Here is a 16,191-nt window from a genome sequence, read left to right as displayed (position 1 = left end):
ATAAGAGACAGCACCCGCCCCGTGAACTCCGTCCACCCGCCCGTGAAGGAGAACCATGCAGAGCCCGCACCAGATCCTCGGCCCCAGCCGTCGCGCCCTCCTGCTCGGCGCCGGCGCGGCCGCCCTCACCGCCGCCGGCGCGCCGGCCGCCGCGGCCGCCGACCCGTCCTCGGCCGCACCGACGGCCGCCCGCGCCTCCGAGGCGGCGATCCCCTCGCCGGACGACCTGCCGTTGACCGGTGGGCCGGAGTTCCCGATCGGCCTGTTCTGGCCGCCACACCCCTACGAGAGCACGCCGGCGCGGTTCGCCGAGATCAAGGCGGCCGGCTTCGACTTCGTCATCTCCGGCAACTACGCCGGTGACGGCAACATCTTCCAGTACCAGCTCGGCCTCGCCCGGACCGCCGGCCTGCAGATGCTGATCTCGGACGACATCCAGATCCGGAACATGTCCCGCTGGTTCTCGATCTCGGACAACCCGGCCGACCATCTCAGCATCACCCCGGCCGAAGCGCGCGCTCTCTACATCCGCGCCCGCGACGCCTACGGCCCCTACTCGTCGCTGGCCGGCTTCAACCTGTACGACGAACCCGGCGCGGGCTGGTTCGGCACGCTGGCGAAGGCGGTCGCGATCTCCCGCGAGCTGGCGCCGTCGTTGCTGCCCTACATCAATCTGTTCCCGTCCGACGACCCGGCGTACTACCGGAGCTTCGTCGACGTGGTGAAACCGTCGCTGATCTCGTTCGACCGGTACCCGCTGCTGTCCGAGGGCCGCGAGGACGGGAACTACTTCCACAACTGGGCGATCGTCCGCGACGCCGCGCTGCACGGCGACATCCCGTCCTGGGTGTTCATCCAGACGCTGCTCTACCACAACCACCGCGAGCCGACCGCGTCCGAGCTGCTGTGGCAGGTCAACATCAGCCTCGCCTACGGCGCGAAGGGCATCCAGTACTTCACCTACTGGACGCCGGAGGCCGCGCGCGGTGAAGGCTTCGGCCCGGCGCTGATCACGGTCGACGGCCGGCGCACATCCCGGTACGCCGCCTCGCGGCAGATCAACACCACCTGGCTTCATCAGGTCGGCCGTGAGCTCAAGCCGCTCGTGTCCGAGTCGGTTGTGCACGCCAACGAAACGCCGCTGCCCAACGGGACGGTGGGATTCACGCCGACGTCGTTGATCGCCGACGTGTCCGGTTCGCCGGTGGTGCTCGGCACCTTCCGTTCGCGGGACGGCTCGGCCGATCGCTGGGTGCTGGTCGCCAACCGGTCGCACTCGGCGGAGGCGCGAGCGACGCTCACGCCGCGGTTGTCCGGTGTCTCGGCGGTCGGAGTGTTCAATCCCCGCACGCAGACCTACCGCGCGCGCGGGACCGGGCCGATCCCGGTCATGCTGGCTCCGGGCGCGGCGATGCTGCTCAAGCTCGACGCGAGCTGAGAGCTCAGCCGGCCGGCCCGGTGTAGATCCCGAGCGCACGGAAGCGCAGCGCCGGCGCCGCGTACTCCTCCAGCGCGTGAGCGGTCCATCCGACCATCCGCGCCAGGGCGAACAACGCGTCGCCGGCGTCTGCGCGGAACTCGAAGGCGTGCATCATCGCGGCCACCGCGAGGTCGCTGTTCGGGAACGACGGCATCCGTGCGGTGAGCCCCTGGATCGTCTCCACGACCGGGTGGTCGCCGAGCATGCCGAGCAGCGCTTCGGCGCGGGGATCTCGCTCGCGGTAGATCCGGTGACCGAAGCCCGGCACGGGCTCGCCTGACCTGAGCTGATCCGACAGCGCCTGCAGCGGGTCATCCTGTGCGCGCTTGAGGAACTCGTACGCCAACGTGGGCGCGGCACCGTGGTACTGCCCGTCCATCGCGCCCAGCCCGGCCGACACGACGGCGTACAGGTTGGCTCTGGCACTGGCGGCGACCCGGGCGGCGACGGTCGACACCGCCAGCCCGTGGTCCGCGAGCAGGATCAGCGCCGCCTCCAGGATCTCCGGTCGAGGGCGATGGTCGGAGAACTTCGGCCAGAGCCGGCTGCCCAGTGCCTGCTGCGGGTTGAGCGCCGGCACCGGGCCTGGCAACGCCGCCACCAGTACGCCGACCAGCTTCTCCGCTGCGGTGACTACGGACAGGGGAGTGAGATCGAAACGCAGGGGGTCGGCAGCACCCAGTACGGCGACTGCCACCCGCAGCCTGTCCGTCAGGCGGGCTGACTCCGGCAAAACACTCATCGCCGACTGAACGAGCTCCACCGAGTCACCCGGCGCCGGGAATCGTTGCTGCTTGGTCAGCTCGCCCGTCCAGAGCAGACGGGCCACGGACTCCACCGGCCAACTGGTGGCGAGCTCCTTGACCGAGTGGCCGCGGTAGTACAGCTCGTCGTCCTGGAGCAGCGTCAGCTCGGACTCGATCTGCTCGACCACGCCGGAGTGCTCGACAGACTTGCTCGCCAGCCGCTCGACGTCGGCGGCCGCGAACAGGCTGCCGCGCCGGCCGCGGGCTCGGACACTCGTCAGCATCCCGCGGCTCACGTAGGCGTAGATCGTCTCCGGCTTCACCTTCAGCCGGCGCGCGACCTCCGCGGTGGTCAGGTAATTCTCGTCACTCTGCTGGCTCATCGAGCGCTCCTCCGAGCGTTCATGTTGACTGGATCAACATTGACAATAGTTGATCAGCTGTCAACGCTGAAGCTATGTCAACAACAATCAATGTTCCGCCGGGGCTCCGCAACGTCGTCGTCACCGAGACGACCCTCGGTGACGTCCGCGGTGACGAAGGGTTCTACCACTACCGCCAGTACTCGGCGATCGATCTCGCCAAGTCCAAGACGCTCGAGGACGTCTGGTTCCTGATGTTCGACGGTCACCTGCCGACCGCCGCGGAGCGCGACCGCTTCATCGCGGAGCTGGCCCCGCTGCGGGTGCTGCCGGAGGAGGTCCGCGCCGTTCTGCCGGCGATCGCGACCGCGGGTCCGGCGTTCAACCCGCTGGCCGGCCTCCGCACCGCCTTGTCGCTGCTGGCCGCCGTACGGACGCTACCGCCGTTGTGGGACGCGGACCCGGCCCGCCGCAAGGCCGACGCGATGCTGGTGTGCGCGGTGACGCCGACCATCCTGGCGGCGCTGTACCGCCTGCGCGGCGGACAGCAGCCGCTCGAGCCGCGCGCCGACCTCGGCGCCGCGGCGAACTGGCTGTACTTGGTGACCGGTACCGAGCCGAGCGCTGTGGAAGCCACCGCGATCGAGCACTACCTCGTCGCGACCGTGGATCACGGGTTCAACGCGTCGACGTTCACCGCCCGCGTGATCGCCTCGACGGGTGCCGACGTCGTCGCTGCCGTCGCCGGTGCGATCGGGGCGTTCTCCGGACCGCTGCACGGCGGCGCTCCGGACCGCGCGCTGGCCAGTCTGGACGAGATCGGCAGCCCCGACCGAATCGATTCCTGGGTGCGCGAGAAGGTGTCGGCGGGGGACCGGATCATGGGCTTCGGGCACGCGGTCTATTGGACCGAGGACCCGCGCTCGCTGATGCTGCGCGACATCGCCCGCGGCCTGGGTGGGGACCTGGTGGACTTCGCTACCACGGTCGAGCAGCGCATCGTCGACGTACTCGCCGAGCTCAAGCCGGGCCGCAACCTCTACGCGAACGTCGAGTTCTACGCCGGTGTCGTGATGGAGCTGTGCGGCCTGCCGCGGGCGATGTTCACCCCCACCTTCGCGGTCAGCCGGGTGATCGGCTGGTCGGCCAACATCCTCGAGCAGTCCATGGACTCCAAGATCATCCGCCCGATCGCGACCTACGTCGGCCCCCAGCCGCCTGTCCCGGTGCCGTAGTCGCCGGTCAGGCGGCCGGCCTGAACTGCATGGCCTCGTCCGTGATCGGGCCGAACCGGAGGAGGACGAGGTCCCGGGGGTAGTTCTGGCGGAGGCGCCAGGGACCGCGGGTGCCCTGGCGCGGGAGGAGCGGCGCGGCTCGGCGGATGTAGCCCGAGGACAGGTCGACCACCGGACGCCGGGGTGCGTCGTACTCGGACCGGTCGATCTCGGGCACGCAGATGCTGGTGCCGGTGGCGGTGAGGTGGTTGAGCAGGCGGCAGACGTACTGCGAGCTCAGGTCGGAGCGGAGCGTCCAGGAATTGTTGGTGTAACCGATGCACCAGGCGAGATTGGGTACGCCGCTCAGCATCATGCCCTTGTAGACGAACGTGTCGTGCGGATCCACCTCCCGCCCGTCCACCGTCAGCCGAATGTTGCCGAGTGCAACCATGCGCAGGCCGGTCGCGGTGACGATCAGGTCGGCGTCCAGGTCCGCGCCGGAACGCAGCCGCAGACCGGTCGGCGTGAAGGTCTCGATCTCGTCGGTGACCACCGAGGCCGAGCCGTCGCGCAGAACCTTGAACAGGTCCGCGTCCGGCACCAGGCACAGGCGCTGATCCCAGGGCTTGTAGCGCGGGGTGAAGTGCGGGTCCAGCGGGATCGAGTCCGGCAACTCCTTGGCCACCGTGCGGTTCAACAGCCACGCAGCCTGCTTCGGCCACCTCCGGAACGCGCTGTAGACCGCAGTACTGAACGCGACGTTCTTACCGCGGATCAGGCGGTGCGCAAGTCTTTCCGGCAGTACCGAGCGCAGCCGGTCGGAGAACGAGTCATGTGCCGGTCTGGACGCCACATAGCTCGGTGAGCGCTGCAGCATCGTCACGTGCTCCGCCGTACGAGCCATGGCGGGCACCAGCGTCACCGCGGTCGCCCCGCTGCCGATCACCACCACCCGCTGTCCCGAGTAGTCGAGGTCTGCCGGCCAGTGCTGCGGATGCACCACCTGCCCCTGGAACTTTCGCTGACCCGGGAAGTCGACCACGTGACCCGAGTCGTAGTCGTAGTACCCGCTGCAGACGTACAGGAACGAGCACGTGTACAACGCCTGTGTGGTCTCCACGGTCCACAGCGCGTCCGCCGACGACCACGACGCCCGCAGGACGCGCTGCCCGAACCGGATGTGCTGGTCGATGCCGTAGGTGGCCGCGGTCTCGTGCAGGTACTCCAGGATCGCCGGACCGTCCGCGATCGCCTTCGCCGCCTTCCACGGGTGGAACGGGAAGCCGAGGGTGAACATGTCGGAGTCGGACCGGATGCCGGGGTAGCGGAACAGGTCCCACGTGCCGCCGATGCTCTCGCGGGCCTCGAGGACGGCGTACTCCCGGTCCGGGCACTGCGTCTGCAACCGGTAGGCGGCGCCGATCCCGGACAGGCCCGCCCCGACGACGAGGACGTCCAGGTGTTCCACGAGTGCCTCCTGGGTTCCTGGTGGGTGCCTGTTGAGTACATGGTCAAGAGTACGCGCGGTGGGCACGATGGTGCTGTTCGTATCCGCCGGGCGGCTTAGGTGAGCCGGAACCATGACTGGGACATTCGTCGCCGGTGCTGTCGATTCCGCCGGCCGCCGATCGTCAGCAAGATGTCCAGTACAAGCCCGACACAAGGGAGCCGGAGATGGCGCAGTACATGTTCCTGCTGTTCGACAGCGAAGAGTGGTACGACAACGTCACGCCGGAGGAGTGGCAGCAGGCGATGAAACTGCACGGGGCGTTCATGGAGGCGGTGGAGAAGGCCGGCGCGCAGGTTCTCGGCGGGGAGGCGCTGGAGCGGTCCAGCACCGCGAGCACGGTCCGGCAGCGCGAGGGTGCCGAGCCGCTGGTCACCGACGGGCCGTTCATCGAGACCAAGGAGGCCCTCGGCGGGTACTACGTCATCGAGGCCCGCGACCTCGACCAGGCACTCGAGCTCGCCAAGCTCTGCCCGTCCGGGACCGTCGAGGTCCGCCCGGTGATGCCGACCGGCGCGGACGCCCAGCCCCCGGCCTGACGTGACACGGCAGCCGGGTACGCCGACGGACGTCCCGTCGTCGGCGTACCCTGCGCCGTCCGCGGTCGAGGTCGCCCGCGTCGTCGAGCGGGCGCACCGGGAGAGCTGGTCGACGGTGCTCGCGTCGGTGGTGCGGCTGACGCGGGACCTGGACCTGGCCGAGGACTGCACGCAGGACGCGTTCGTGCGGGCGCTGCGGTCCTGGCCGGACGAGATTCCGTCGAACCCGGGCGGCTGGCTGACCACGGTCGCGCGGCGGCTGGCGCTCGACCGGATGCGGCGGGAGACGAACCTGCGGCGGAAGCTCCCGCTGCTGGTGGAGGACCCGGCCGGACCGGATGACGAGGACCAGCCCACCGACCCGCTGCGTCTGGTGTTCACCTGCTGCCACCCGGCGCTGGCGCGGGACTCACAGGTGGCGCTGACGTTGCGGCTGCTCTGCGGTCTGACCACGCGCGAGGTGGCCGCCGACCTGCTGATCAGCGAGCCGACGGCGGCGGCACGGATCACCCGGGCGAAGAAGAAGATCGCCGCGGCGTCGATCCCGTACCGGATTCCGGCCGACGAGGAGTTGCCGACGCGGCTGGACGCTGTGCTGACGGTCGTGCATCTGGTGTACACGGCCGGGCATGTGGCGGCCGGTCCGGAGCTGACCCGGGCCGACCTGACCGGCCGGGCGGTCGAGCTGGCGCGGCTGCTGGTGCGGTTGATACCGGACGAGCCTGAGCCGCAGGCGCTGCTCGGGTTGCTGTTGATGACGGAGGCGCGCGGGGACGCGCGCGTGAGCGAGGACGGGGAGTTGGTGCTGCTGGCGGATCAGGACCGGTCACGGTGGGACACGCCGATGCTGGCGGAAGGTGTCTCGCGGGCGACGGCCGCGCTGAAGCGGGGACAGGGACGGTTCGCGTTGCAGGCCGCGGTCGCGGGCCTGCACGTGACGGCGCCGTCGTGGGAGAAGACCGAGTGGCGGCAGGTCGTGCGGATGTACGACGCGATGATGGTCAGCTGGCCGACGCCGATCGTCGCACTCAACCGCGCCGCCGCCCACAGCCTGGTCCCCGGTGCCGACCTCGAGGCCGTCCTCTCCGAGCTGGATGCCCTCGGCAACGAGCCGGCACTGAAGTCCTACGCTTACCTGCCCGCCGCCCGTGCCGACGTCCTCGCCCGTCTCGGCCGTCTGCAGGAGGCCGCCGACGCCTACCGCCAGGCGGTCACCCTCACCGCCAACGAAGCCGAACGCCGCTTCCTCACCCAACGCCTCGCCGGCCTGCCCGAGTGAGTCATCGGTCCTGCCCGGGCAGGCCTGCTCCGATGGACCCGGTCCCGCAGGCACGAGTTCACGGCCAGGCTACCGGGACGATCGGTTCGGACGAGTCTGTGACGGCCCGTGCCGGGCGTGCTTGACTGGAGTATGAGTGCGCCTGGGACGGGGTCGCCGCTGTCGGCCTCGGAAGAGCGGACGTGGGGGATGGTGGCCCACGTCGGAGTGTTGGTCGCGGCCTGGTTCGCGATGGGGTTCCTGTGCCCGCTGGTGATCTGGCTGGTGTACCGGTACCGGTCCGACTTCGTCCGCCGGCATGCCCTGGAGTCGCTGAACTTCCAGCTGTCACTGCTGATCTACACCGTGGTCGCGGTCGTGCTGATCCTGATTACGTTCGGCCTCGGCGTGCTGATCGTCATCCCACTGGTGCTGATCGGTGCGGTCGCGGCGCTGGTCGTGATCGTGATGGCCACGATGGCCGCCTCCAGCGGCCGCGAGTACCGCTACCCGCTGACCATCCGGCTCATCCGGTAACCGTTTCCGGCCGGCAGCCGCGATGTGGCAGAGTTCCGCGGGTGGAACTGATCGGCCAGGGGATGGAAGGGGCCGTCTACGACCTCGGCGACGGCCGGGTGCGCAAAATCTGGTTCGATCGGCGGCCGGACGACGTCCGCCCGCTGAAGGAGTTCCTCGACGAACTGCCGGCACTCCCGTTCCGGACCCCGCGGATCCGGGAGATCGCCGCGGGCGCCGACGGGCAGGCCGTCCACGACGAGCACCTGCTGACCGGCACGGCCCTGAACGAGTCCGGCCTGACCGAGAGCGAGGCGCTGGATGCGTTCGTCGCCGTGGTCGAGGCGCTCGGCCCGACCACGCCCGGCCCGGCGAGCAAGGCGCTTCCGGTGCTGAACCAGCCGTTCTGGCGCGACGACCTGTCCTGGGGTGAGGCCCTGGCGGCCCTGGTACGACGACGGGCTGCCGAGTCCCACCGTCACCTCCGGCGCGACGTCACCGACTTCGACGAGCTGCTCGAGGATTTGACGACCCGGCTGGCGACGGTCGAGCCCGGCCGGCTGAGCGTCGTTCACGGCGACATCTGCCAGCCCAATCTGCTGATGGACGGGCCGCGGACGGCAGCGGTCATCGACTGGGGTTTCTACTCGACGGCCGGGGACAACACCTTCGACGCCGCGCTGGCGGCCGGGTTCTTCGACATGTACGGACCGGACGCGCAACGGCTGGACAATCTGCTGCTCGACCGGTTCGAGGCGCTCGGGCACGACCGGAGGCGGATGTACCTGTACCGCGCGGCGTACGCGATCACCACCGCGACCATCTACGACGCCGACGCGGGCGACGGTCATTACCGCTGGTGCGTCGGCAACCTCAACCGGCTGCCTAGCTGATCGGCTGCCCGTCGCGCAGGTTGTAGAGCCGTGACGGGTCGGCCAGGATCAGCGGCAGCCGGCGCGCGTTCAGCGGGGAGACGAGTCCCTCCAGCGCGTCCGGCGCATGCCACGCGATGCTGCGAATCTCGAAGCCGTCCGGCTGCAGCGTGTCGATCAGCGACGGGTCGTGCACGCCGCCGTCATACAGGATCTCGACGGCGTCGCCCCAGCCCTCCCAGCGCGGCAGCCAGTCGATCGCGAGTACGCCGACCAGCGGCAACGCGACGCCGACCTCTTCGTGCATCTCGCGCGTCGCCCCGGTCGCCGGGTCCTCATCCGGCTCGACCACCCCGCCGGGCAGCTCCAGGTCCGTCTTGTAACTGACCTGGCACAGCAGCACCCGGCCGCCGGTGTCCCGCACGACCACGTGCGCGATCACCCGCTTCTTCGGGAGCGCCGAGTCCATCAGGGCGGTCCAGCCGGTCAACGTGTCCGGCCGCGGGTCGTCGTTCCGCATCCCGTACACGGCCAGGTCGCGGCGCTCGCCGTGCACCTGCACCGCACCGCGCAGGACCCCTTCACGCCGGAAACCGGACCGGATCGCCACCCGGGCGGACGCGTGGATCTCCGGATCCACCTCGACCTGCAGCCGCTCCAGCCCGAGCTCGGTGAACGCGTACTCGGCCACCAGCCGGACGGCCCGCTGCGCGACCTCGGGTCCGCCGTCCATCGCCCAGGTGACCACGCCGACACCAGGCGTGGTCCGCCGTACCTCGACCATGCCGGTCGCTCCGCTGTGCTCGACGTCGAAGGTGACCAGTTGCTGGTCCTCCTGCGAAGGGCGCAGGGTCAACTCACCATCGGTCAGCGGGTGCACGGTGGTCACCCGGTGAACGCTACCCGGTGGGTTCGAGCACTCAAGCCGACGGGTTGTGACGCAGGTAGACCGTGGCCAGCGGCGGGACGGACAGCTCGGTGCTGGTCTCCATGCCGTGCCAGCTCGGACCGTCGGCCTGGACACTGCCGAAGTTGCCGACGCCCGAGCCGCCGTACGCGTCGGCGTCGGTGTTCACCGCCTCCTGCCAGGTGCCCGGGAACGGCAGGCCGAGCCGGTAGCCGTGATGCGGGACGGCGGAGAGGTTCGAGACGCAGGCGATCGTGGACTCGCCGTCGTCGCCGTACCGGACGAACGAGAACACGTTGTTGCCGGCGTCGTTCGCGTCGATCCAGGAGAACCTCTCCGGCGCGTGGTCGGTCCGCCACAGTGCGGGGTTGCCGCGGTAGACGCCGTTCAGGTCCTTCACGAGCTGCTGCAGGCCGCGGTGGTCGCTGTGGTCCAGCAGCCACCAGTCGAGCTCGCCCTTCTCGGACCACTCGGACTCCTGGCCGAACTCGCATCCCATGAACAGCAGTTGCTTGCCCGGGTGCGCCCACATCATCGCCAGGTAGGCGCGCAGGTTCGCCAGCTGCTGCCAGCGGTCGCCGGGCATCTTGCGCAGTAGCGAACCCTTGCCGTGGACCACTTCGTCGTGGGAGAGCGGGAGGACGAAGTTCTCCGAGTAGGCGTACATCATCGAGAACGTCAGCTCGTGGTGGTGGTACTGCCGGTGGATCGGCTCGTGCTCCAGGTAGCGCAGCGAGTCGTTCATCCAGCCCATGTTCCACTTGAACCCGAACCCGAGTCCGCCGAGATGCGTCGCCCGGGTCACGCCGGGCCAGGAGGTGGACTCCTCGGCCACGGTGATCACGCCGGGCACCCGCTTGTAGAGGGTCGCGTTCATCTCCTGCAGGAACGACACCGCCTCCAGGTTCTCGCGGCCGCCGTACTGGTTCGGGACCCACTGGCCGTCCTGCCGGGAGTAGTCCAGGTAGAGCATCGACGCGACCGCGTCCACCCGGAGACCGTCGATGTGGAACTCCTCGGCCCAGTAGATCGCGTTCGCGACCAGGAAGTTGCGCACCTGCGGCCGGCCGAAGTCGAACACCAGCGTGCCCCAGTCCGGCTGCTCGCCGCGGCGAGGATCCGGGTGCTCGTACAGCGGCGTGCCGTCGAACCGGGCCAGCGCCCAGGCGTCCTTCGGGAAGTGCGCCGGCACCCAGTCGACGATGACGCCGACGCCGGCCTGGTGCAGCCGGTCGACCAGGAAGCGGAAGTCGTCCGGGTCGCCGAACCGCGACGTCGGCGCGAAGTACGACGTCACCTGGTAGCCCCAGGAACCGCCGAACGGGTGCTCCATCACCGGCATCAGCTCGACGTGGGTGAAACCCATCTCGTTGACGTAGGCAACGAGCTCGTCGGCCAGCTCGCGGTACGACCTGCCCTTGCGCCAGGAGCCGAGGTGCACCTCGTACACACTCATCGGCTCGGCGTACGCCTGCGTCGCCGCCCGCCGCTCGATCCAGTCCGCGTCGTCCCACTCGTACGACGACTCGTGCACGACCGACGCGTTCGCCGGGGGAGTCTCGGCCAGGTTGGCCATCGGGTCGGCCTTCTGCCGCCAGACGCCGTCGCGGCCGCAGATGTCGAACTTGTACCGCGTGCCCGGACCGACGCCCGGGACGAACAGCTCCCACACCCCGGAGGATCCCAGCGTGCGCAGCGGATGCGCCCGGCCGTCCCAGAAGTTGAAGTCCGCGGTCAGCCGGATGCCCTGGGCGTTCGGGGCCCACACGGCGAACGACGTCCCGGTCACCGTGCCGGCCGGACCGTCGTACCGGCGGACGTGCGCGCCGAGCACGGTCCACAGCTGCTCGTGGCGGCCCTCGCCGATCAGGTGCAGGTCGACCTCGCCGAGCGACGGCAGGTAACGGTACGGGTCGTCGAGCTCGATCGCGGGACCGTCGGTGTAGGTCACCTCGAGGCGGTAGTCCGGCACCTTGTCGACATCGAGGACGCCGACCCAGACACCCTCGAACTCATGCCGCAGGTCGAGTCGCTGACCGTCGTACAGCACGGCAACGGACTGGGCGAACGGGCGCAGCACGCGAACCGTGACGCCGCTGTCGCCCAGATGCGGCCCGAGCACCTGATGGGGATCGTGGAAGGTGCCGCCGACCAACTGCTCCAGCACTGTCCGATCCACCGGAACCGCTGTCACCACTGGCTCCTCGGTCGCCGCCGCAGGCGTCTCGAAAGCCTCGGTCGGCCCGGCGTTGTGCTCGCTCGATCCCATGGACTCCATCCTGCCCGATCATTCGGCCATCTGCCGAACTCCCGTACCCCTCGATGCGGGACGTACACAGGCACGCGGTCCGGGCTACTGCTCCGCCAGCTGGGCGGCCGCGGCCAGGGGGATCGGGAGCCAGGTCGGGCGGTTGCGGGCCTCGTAGAGCGTCTCGTAGATCACCTTGTCAGCCAGGAACGCGCTCAGCAGCACACCGTGCTCCCGCGGGTCGCTGCCGGCCACCTCGGCGTACCCGTCGACGAAGGCCTGCTGGTTACGGTTCGCCCACTCGGCCGCCCGGTAGGCGATCTGCTGGTCGCCTTGGTGGTCGGCGAGCAGCGACCGGGCCGCGTAGTCGAACGACCGCATCATCCCGGCGATGTCCTTCACCGGCGTGTCCAGCGCCCGCCGCTCGATCAGCGACTTGGCCGGCTCGCCCTCGAAGTCGATCAGCTTCCAGCCGTCGATCGTGCGCAGGACCTGACCCAGGTGGAAGTCGCCGTGGATCCGCTGCACCGTGACCGGCTGGTCGTACGCCGCCAGCGCGTCGAACCACCGCGCCAGCCCGTCCTTGTGCGGCGCCAGCTCCGGGATCGCCGACGCGGCGGCCTCCAGCCGCCGGCGCATCGCGGCGGCGTGCTCGACCAGCTTGGCCGGCTCCCAGACGTCGGTGCCGAGCGCCTTGGCCAGCTCCGAGTGGACCTGCGCGGTGCTCGCGCCCAGCCGGTACGACTCGGCGGCGAAGTCACCGCCGACCTCCTCGGCGTGCAGGTCGCCCTCGGCGTACAGATCCCGCACCGACGAACAGGCGAATGCCCAGCCGTCGGTCGCGTTCTTCTGGAACACCGTCATCATCGCCAGCTCGCCGGAGTCGGTGCCGCCGCCCGGGCGCGGCCAGGTGCCTCGCGCGGACCCGAGCACCTCGGGGACCAGCTCGGATCCCGCCTCGGTCAGCGCCGACTCGATCTCGACCCCGGGGTTGCTCCCGGGCTCGAGCCGGCGGAACACCTTCAGCAGCGCCACGTCGCCGAACACCAGCGAGGTGTTGCTCTGCTCCACCGTGAGGACCAGCGACTGCGCGTTCTCCGGGACGACGGTCGCGTGGTCCGGAGCGTGCACGGGGTGGAACTCCAGTCCCTCCAGCCGGCGACCATGCGTCAGGCCCTCCAGCCAGTACGGCGTCGCCTCCTTGTCGTGCAGGGCGTCGTACACCCAGACCTGGGTGTCGTCCAGATCCTGCTCGACCCACTCGCCGACCAGCGCGTGGCCGAGGTTCTCGACCGGTTCGCGATGGTAGCTGAGCGGCAGTTGGTACACCCGGATCGGGAACTCCGACCCGGGCGGACCGGCGCAGTAGACGAAACCGATCCGGACCGCGGGCCAGGCGTCCTCGGCGGACAGCCACACCGAGGTGGCCATCGCGTCGACATGGACGTCGTGTCCCTTCTCGCCGAACCACCGCTGGCCCGCGCAGAAGGACTGGACCTGGTCCAGATGGGAAGTCACTACATGCTCTCCTCGTGGTCAGCCGGCTTGTTCACCGGCAGCCGGAACCAGTAGAACCCGTGCGCACCGAGCGTCAAAAGGTAGGGCAGCTCGCCGATGGTCGGGAAGTGCACCCCGCCGAGCAGCTCCACCGGCTCCACGCCCTGCCACTGGCGCAGGTCCAGCTCGATCGGCTGCGGGAACCTCGACAGGTTGTTCACGCACAGCACCACGTCGTCCCCGAACTCGCGGACGTACGACAGCACGCTGGGGTTGGAGCCCCCCAGATCCGTAAAGGTACCCATGCCGAAACACGGGTGCTGCTTGCGGGTCTGGATCATCCGCCGGGTCCAGTGCAGCAGGGACGACGCGTTCTCCATCTCCGCCTCGACGTTGACCGCCTGGTACCCGTAGACCGGGTCCATGATCACCGGCAGGCTGAGCTTGCCCGGGGTGGCGGTGGAGAACGAGGCGTTGCGGTCCGGCGACCACTGCATCGGGGTCCGGACGCCGTCGCGGTCGCCGAGCCAGATGTTGTCACCCATGCCGATCTCGTCGCCGTAGTACAGGATCGGCGAGCCGGGCAGGCTGAGCAGCAGCGCGGTGAACAGCTCCATCTTGTTGACGTCGTTGTCCAGCAGCGGGGCCAGCCGCCGGCGGATGCCGATGTTGGCCTTCATCCGCGGGTCCTGCGCATACTCGCCCCACATGTAGTCGCGGTCCTCGTCGCTGACCATCTCGAGCGTGAGCTCGTCGTGGTTGCGCAGGAAGATGCCCCACTGGCAGGTGTCCGGGATCTCCGGGGTCTGCGCCAGGATCTCCGAGATCGGGAACCGCGACTCCCGCCGGACCCCCATGAAGATGCGCGGCATCACCGGGAAGTGGAACGCCATCTGGCACTCGTCACCGCCCGACGACCGGTCGCCGAAGTACTCGACCACGTCGGCCGGCCACTGGTTCGCCTCGCAGAGCAGGACGCGGTCGGTGTAGTTCGCATCCACCTCCTTGCGGACCCGCTTGAGGAACTCGTGGGTGCGCGGCAGGTTCTCACAGTTCGTGCCCTCGGACTCGAACAGGTAGGGCACCGCGTCCAGCCGGAAACCGTCCACGCCGAGGTCGAGCCAGAACTTCAGCGCCTCGATCATCGCGTCGCCGACGGCCGGGTTCTCGAAGTTCAGGTCCGGCTGGTTGGTGTAGAACCGGTGCCAGAAGTACTGGCCGCGGACCGGGTCCCAGGTCCAGTTCGACGACTCGGTGTCGACGAAGATGATCCGGGCGTCGGTGTACTTGTCGTCGGTGTCGGACCAGACGTAGAAGTCGCCGTACGGGCCGTCCGGATCGGTGCGCGAGGCCTGGAACCACGGGTGCTGGTCGGAGGTGTGGTTCATGACGAAGTCGACGATGATCCGGATCCCGCGCGTGTGCGCGGCCTCCATGAAGGCGGCGAAGTCGGCGATCGTGCCGACCTCGGGCATCACCCCGGTGTAGTCGGAGATGTCGTAGCCGCCGTCACGCAGCGGTGACGGGTAGAACGGGGGTAACCAGAGACAGTCCACCCCGAGCCACTCGAGATAGTCGAGTTTCTCGGTCAAACCCTGCAGATCGCCGATGCCGTCGGCGTTCGAGTCCTTGAAGGACCGCACGAGGACCTCGTAGAAGACGGCCCGCTTGAACCACAGCGGGTCACTCTTCGTCAGTCCGTGGTGCTGCTCCGGCAGCATGTCGGTCACGCTCACCTCCATCGGGTGTCTCCAAACCTAGCGGTACTGCGGATTGTCACCACCGACCGTGGCGACAGTGTGGGTGGACATCCCGAACGCGCAGTGGCTCCCATACCCCGATATGAGGTTCGTACTCGGTCGCAGGGGAGACAGCGATGTGTCCGGGATGGTGTCCGGTGACGTGGTGACGCCGTGGATGGGCGGTTCCGGCCAGGCGTTGCGTTCAGTCTGACGGTCCTTTGCCAGTACAGGCAAATAGGGGCCTCATCGCCCTATAAGGAGGGTCCTCGGACCACCCCCACGACCCCGCGCCGGCTGGGTCAACTTCCGCCGCGGCCGCGGCGGAAGCCTCTCGACTTCCTTCCGGACTGCCGGCCCTGGCCGACTGATCCGCGGCCCGGCGACTGCCCAGGGCGGGCGACACCCTCGTGCGCCAGCCGCTGCGCGTTCTCCGTGTCCGCGGAGGCCGGGGAATATTCGGTCCGGTTGACCGGTCTGGCGCTGGATCGAGCGCCAAATGCCGGCCGCGATCTCGTCACCGTGCGTGGGTACGACGATCGGTTTGCCGTCCTTGTTCTGCCAGACTTCGTGGCTGCCCCTGCCGCCGAAGCCCTGTTTCTTCAGCTCCCGCTCAGCCTCGCGCCGCTTCTTCGGCGCTGCCATCAGTCGATCTCAACGGTGACGGTCAGCTGCTCGGGAACGCCGACCGTCTCGGCCAGCACCGCGATGGCCGCTTTCAGGTCCTCGATGGCGGCCTCCCGGGTGGCGCCCTCGCCGTTGGGGAAAGAGTCCGGGTTCAATGCCGCCGCCGCACACCAGGTGCCGTTCTCGTCCTGTTCGATGGTGAAGGGAACAGTGATCTCGTGGTGCACCGTACGCCCTCCTGAGGCTCGTACATTTCTGCGATCGCAGGACCGAGCTGGCACCAGACGTCGTCGAGTGCGTCAGTCGCGCGGGGGTGTCGACTTCCGGGGGCGGCGGGTGTACTTGGTGAAGCCGGCGCGTTCGGCGTCGGACTCGGAGCGGAACCAGACCTGTGGTTTGGTCCGGCCGTAGTACGGCGAGTCGGGGGTGTGGAACAGCATCGACTGGGCGTTGCCCTTGATGGTGAACCCGTCCGGCGGGCCCTGGTGTGGCACCGCGTCGGCTGAGCCCTCACCGTATCGCCCGGGCGGCACGTCGGCATGCACCTGCGCCTCGGTCGCAGGTGTGTCGCCGTCGGTGTCGAACAGGGTCGGCTCGGTGACCCGGTCGGGCTCCATCCGCGAGCTGAAAGCCTGCGCAGGCCGACGCTCCTCGGGGGCAGGAGGGGGATCAGGAG

15 protein-coding genes are annotated in these 16,191 nt (G+C 69.2%); 6 read left to right on the top strand and 9 right to left on the bottom strand.

Annotation, left to right across the window (positions count from 1 at the left end; genetic code table 11):
- The first annotated feature begins 55 nt into the window (after positions 1 to 55).
- Positions 56 to 1,438 carry a hypothetical protein gene (locus E1218_RS29230; protein WP_233712552.1) on the top strand — a complete coding sequence of 461 codons (1,383 nt, stop codon included), beginning with the start codon at positions 56 to 58 and terminating at the stop codon, positions 1,436 to 1,438.
- Positions 1,439 to 1,442: 4 nt separating this feature from the next.
- Here E1218_RS29230 and E1218_RS29225 read toward each other — a convergent pair whose 3' ends face one another.
- Positions 1,443 to 2,609, bottom strand: coding sequence for a citrate/2-methylcitrate synthase (locus tag E1218_RS29225; protein WP_132326019.1), 1,167 nt, complete (start codon positions 2,607 to 2,609; stop codon positions 1,443 to 1,445).
- A gap of 74 nt (positions 2,610 to 2,683) precedes the next feature.
- Here E1218_RS29225 and E1218_RS29220 point away from each other — a divergent pair, with 74 nt between their 5' ends.
- Positions 2,684 to 3,823, top strand: coding sequence for a citrate/2-methylcitrate synthase (locus E1218_RS29220; protein ID WP_132326017.1), 1,140 nt, complete (start codon positions 2,684 to 2,686; stop codon positions 3,821 to 3,823).
- Positions 3,824 to 3,830: 7 nt separating this feature from the next.
- On the opposite strand, the gene E1218_RS29215 is transcribed toward E1218_RS29220, so the two are convergent.
- The gene (locus E1218_RS29215) at positions 3,831 to 5,273 is read right to left on the bottom strand and encodes a flavin-containing monooxygenase (RefSeq protein ID WP_132326015.1); all 1,443 of its coding nucleotides are present in this window, start codon (positions 5,271 to 5,273) and stop codon (positions 3,831 to 3,833) included.
- A 206-nt stretch (positions 5,274 to 5,479) separates the two neighbouring features.
- On the opposite strand from E1218_RS29215, the gene E1218_RS29210 reads away from it, so the two are divergent.
- The 4 genes from E1218_RS29210 (at position 5,480) to E1218_RS29195 (ending at position 8,518) form a co-directional block, all read left to right on the top strand.
- Positions 5,480 to 5,851 carry a YciI family protein gene (locus E1218_RS29210; RefSeq protein WP_132326013.1) on the top strand — a complete coding sequence of 124 codons (372 nt, stop codon included), beginning with the start codon at positions 5,480 to 5,482 and terminating at the stop codon, positions 5,849 to 5,851.
- Between the two features lies 1 nt (position 5,852).
- Positions 5,853 to 7,130: an RNA polymerase sigma factor gene (locus E1218_RS29205; RefSeq protein WP_233712551.1), complete on the top strand. Its 1,278-nt coding sequence runs from the start codon at positions 5,853 to 5,855 to the stop codon at positions 7,128 to 7,130.
- 132 nt (positions 7,131 to 7,262) lie between these two features.
- A complete protein-coding gene (locus E1218_RS29200; protein ID WP_267900336.1) occupies positions 7,263 to 7,646 on the top strand; it encodes a DUF4870 domain-containing protein in 384 nt (127 codons plus the stop codon).
- Between the two features lie 41 nt (positions 7,647 to 7,687).
- A complete protein-coding gene (locus tag E1218_RS29195) occupies positions 7,688 to 8,518 on the top strand; it encodes a phosphotransferase (protein WP_132326009.1) in 831 nt (276 codons plus the stop codon).
- Here the strand turns inward: E1218_RS29195 and E1218_RS29190 are convergent.
- The 7 genes from E1218_RS29190 to E1218_RS29160 all read right to left on the bottom strand — a co-directional run.
- Positions 8,511 to 9,386 (bottom strand): NUDIX hydrolase, encoded by an 876-nt coding sequence (locus E1218_RS29190; RefSeq protein WP_233712550.1) that lies wholly within the window; start codon positions 9,384 to 9,386, stop codon positions 8,511 to 8,513. The two genes, E1218_RS29195 and E1218_RS29190, sit on opposite strands and share 8 nt — an antisense overlap.
- Before the next feature lie 31 nt (positions 9,387 to 9,417).
- On the bottom strand, positions 9,418 to 11,673 hold the full coding sequence (gene glgB, locus E1218_RS29185) for a 1,4-alpha-glucan branching protein GlgB (RefSeq protein WP_132326007.1): 2,256 nt from the start codon (positions 11,671 to 11,673) through the stop codon (positions 9,418 to 9,420).
- Positions 11,674 to 11,757: 84 nt separating this feature from the next.
- Entirely contained in the window at positions 11,758 to 13,170 is a 1,413-nt protein-coding gene (locus E1218_RS29180; protein ID WP_132326005.1) for a maltokinase N-terminal cap-like domain-containing protein, read from the bottom strand.
- Positions 13,170 to 14,891: a maltose alpha-D-glucosyltransferase gene (gene treS / locus E1218_RS29175; protein WP_132326003.1), complete on the bottom strand. Its 1,722-nt coding sequence runs from the start codon at positions 14,889 to 14,891 to the stop codon at positions 13,170 to 13,172. Before treS ends, E1218_RS29180 begins: the two co-directional genes overlap by 1 nt.
- 243 nt (positions 14,892 to 15,134) lie before the next feature.
- Positions 15,135 to 15,533 carry a type II toxin-antitoxin system HicA family toxin gene (locus tag E1218_RS38285; protein WP_132326001.1) on the bottom strand — a complete coding sequence of 133 codons (399 nt, stop codon included), beginning with the start codon at positions 15,531 to 15,533 and terminating at the stop codon, positions 15,135 to 15,137.
- Positions 15,533 to 15,742 carry a hypothetical protein gene (locus tag E1218_RS29165; RefSeq protein WP_132325999.1) on the bottom strand — a complete coding sequence of 70 codons (210 nt, stop codon included), beginning with the start codon at positions 15,740 to 15,742 and terminating at the stop codon, positions 15,533 to 15,535. Before E1218_RS29165 ends, E1218_RS38285 begins: the two co-directional genes overlap by 1 nt.
- A gap of 72 nt (positions 15,743 to 15,814) precedes the next feature.
- Positions 15,815 to 16,191 (bottom strand): sunset domain-containing protein (locus E1218_RS29160; RefSeq protein WP_456074231.1); only part of this gene is annotated, 377 nt, incomplete at its 5' end.

Source organism: Kribbella turkmenica (genome assembly GCF_004348725.1).
Classification (GTDB): Bacteria; Actinomycetota; Actinomycetes; order Propionibacteriales; family Kribbellaceae; genus Kribbella; species Kribbella turkmenica.
The sequence above is the reverse complement of the archived record's forward strand: the minus strand, read 5'-3'. Positions and strand labels throughout refer to the sequence as shown.

Coding starts and splice junctions, on each gene's coding strand:
- E1218_RS29230 (WP_233712552.1), top strand. CDS start 56: ATGCAGAGCCCGCACCAGATCCTCGGCCCCAGCCGTCGCGCCCTCCTG.
- E1218_RS29225 (WP_132326019.1), bottom strand. CDS start 2,609: ATGAGCCAGCAGAGTGACGAGAATTACCTGACCACCGCGGAGGTCGCG.
- E1218_RS29220 (WP_132326017.1), top strand. CDS start 2,684: ATGTCAACAACAATCAATGTTCCGCCGGGGCTCCGCAACGTCGTCGTC.
- E1218_RS29210 (WP_132326013.1), top strand. CDS start 5,480: ATGGCGCAGTACATGTTCCTGCTGTTCGACAGCGAAGAGTGGTACGAC.
- E1218_RS29200 (WP_267900336.1), top strand. CDS start 7,263: ATGAGTGCGCCTGGGACGGGGTCGCCGCTGTCGGCCTCGGAAGAGCGG.
- glgB (WP_132326007.1), bottom strand. CDS start 11,673: ATGGGATCGAGCGAGCACAACGCCGGGCCGACCGAGGCTTTCGAGACG.
- treS (WP_132326003.1), bottom strand. CDS start 14,891: ATGGAGGTGAGCGTGACCGACATGCTGCCGGAGCAGCACCACGGACTG.
- E1218_RS38285 (WP_132326001.1), bottom strand. CDS start 15,533: ATGGCAGCGCCGAAGAAGCGGCGCGAGGCTGAGCGGGAGCTGAAGAAA.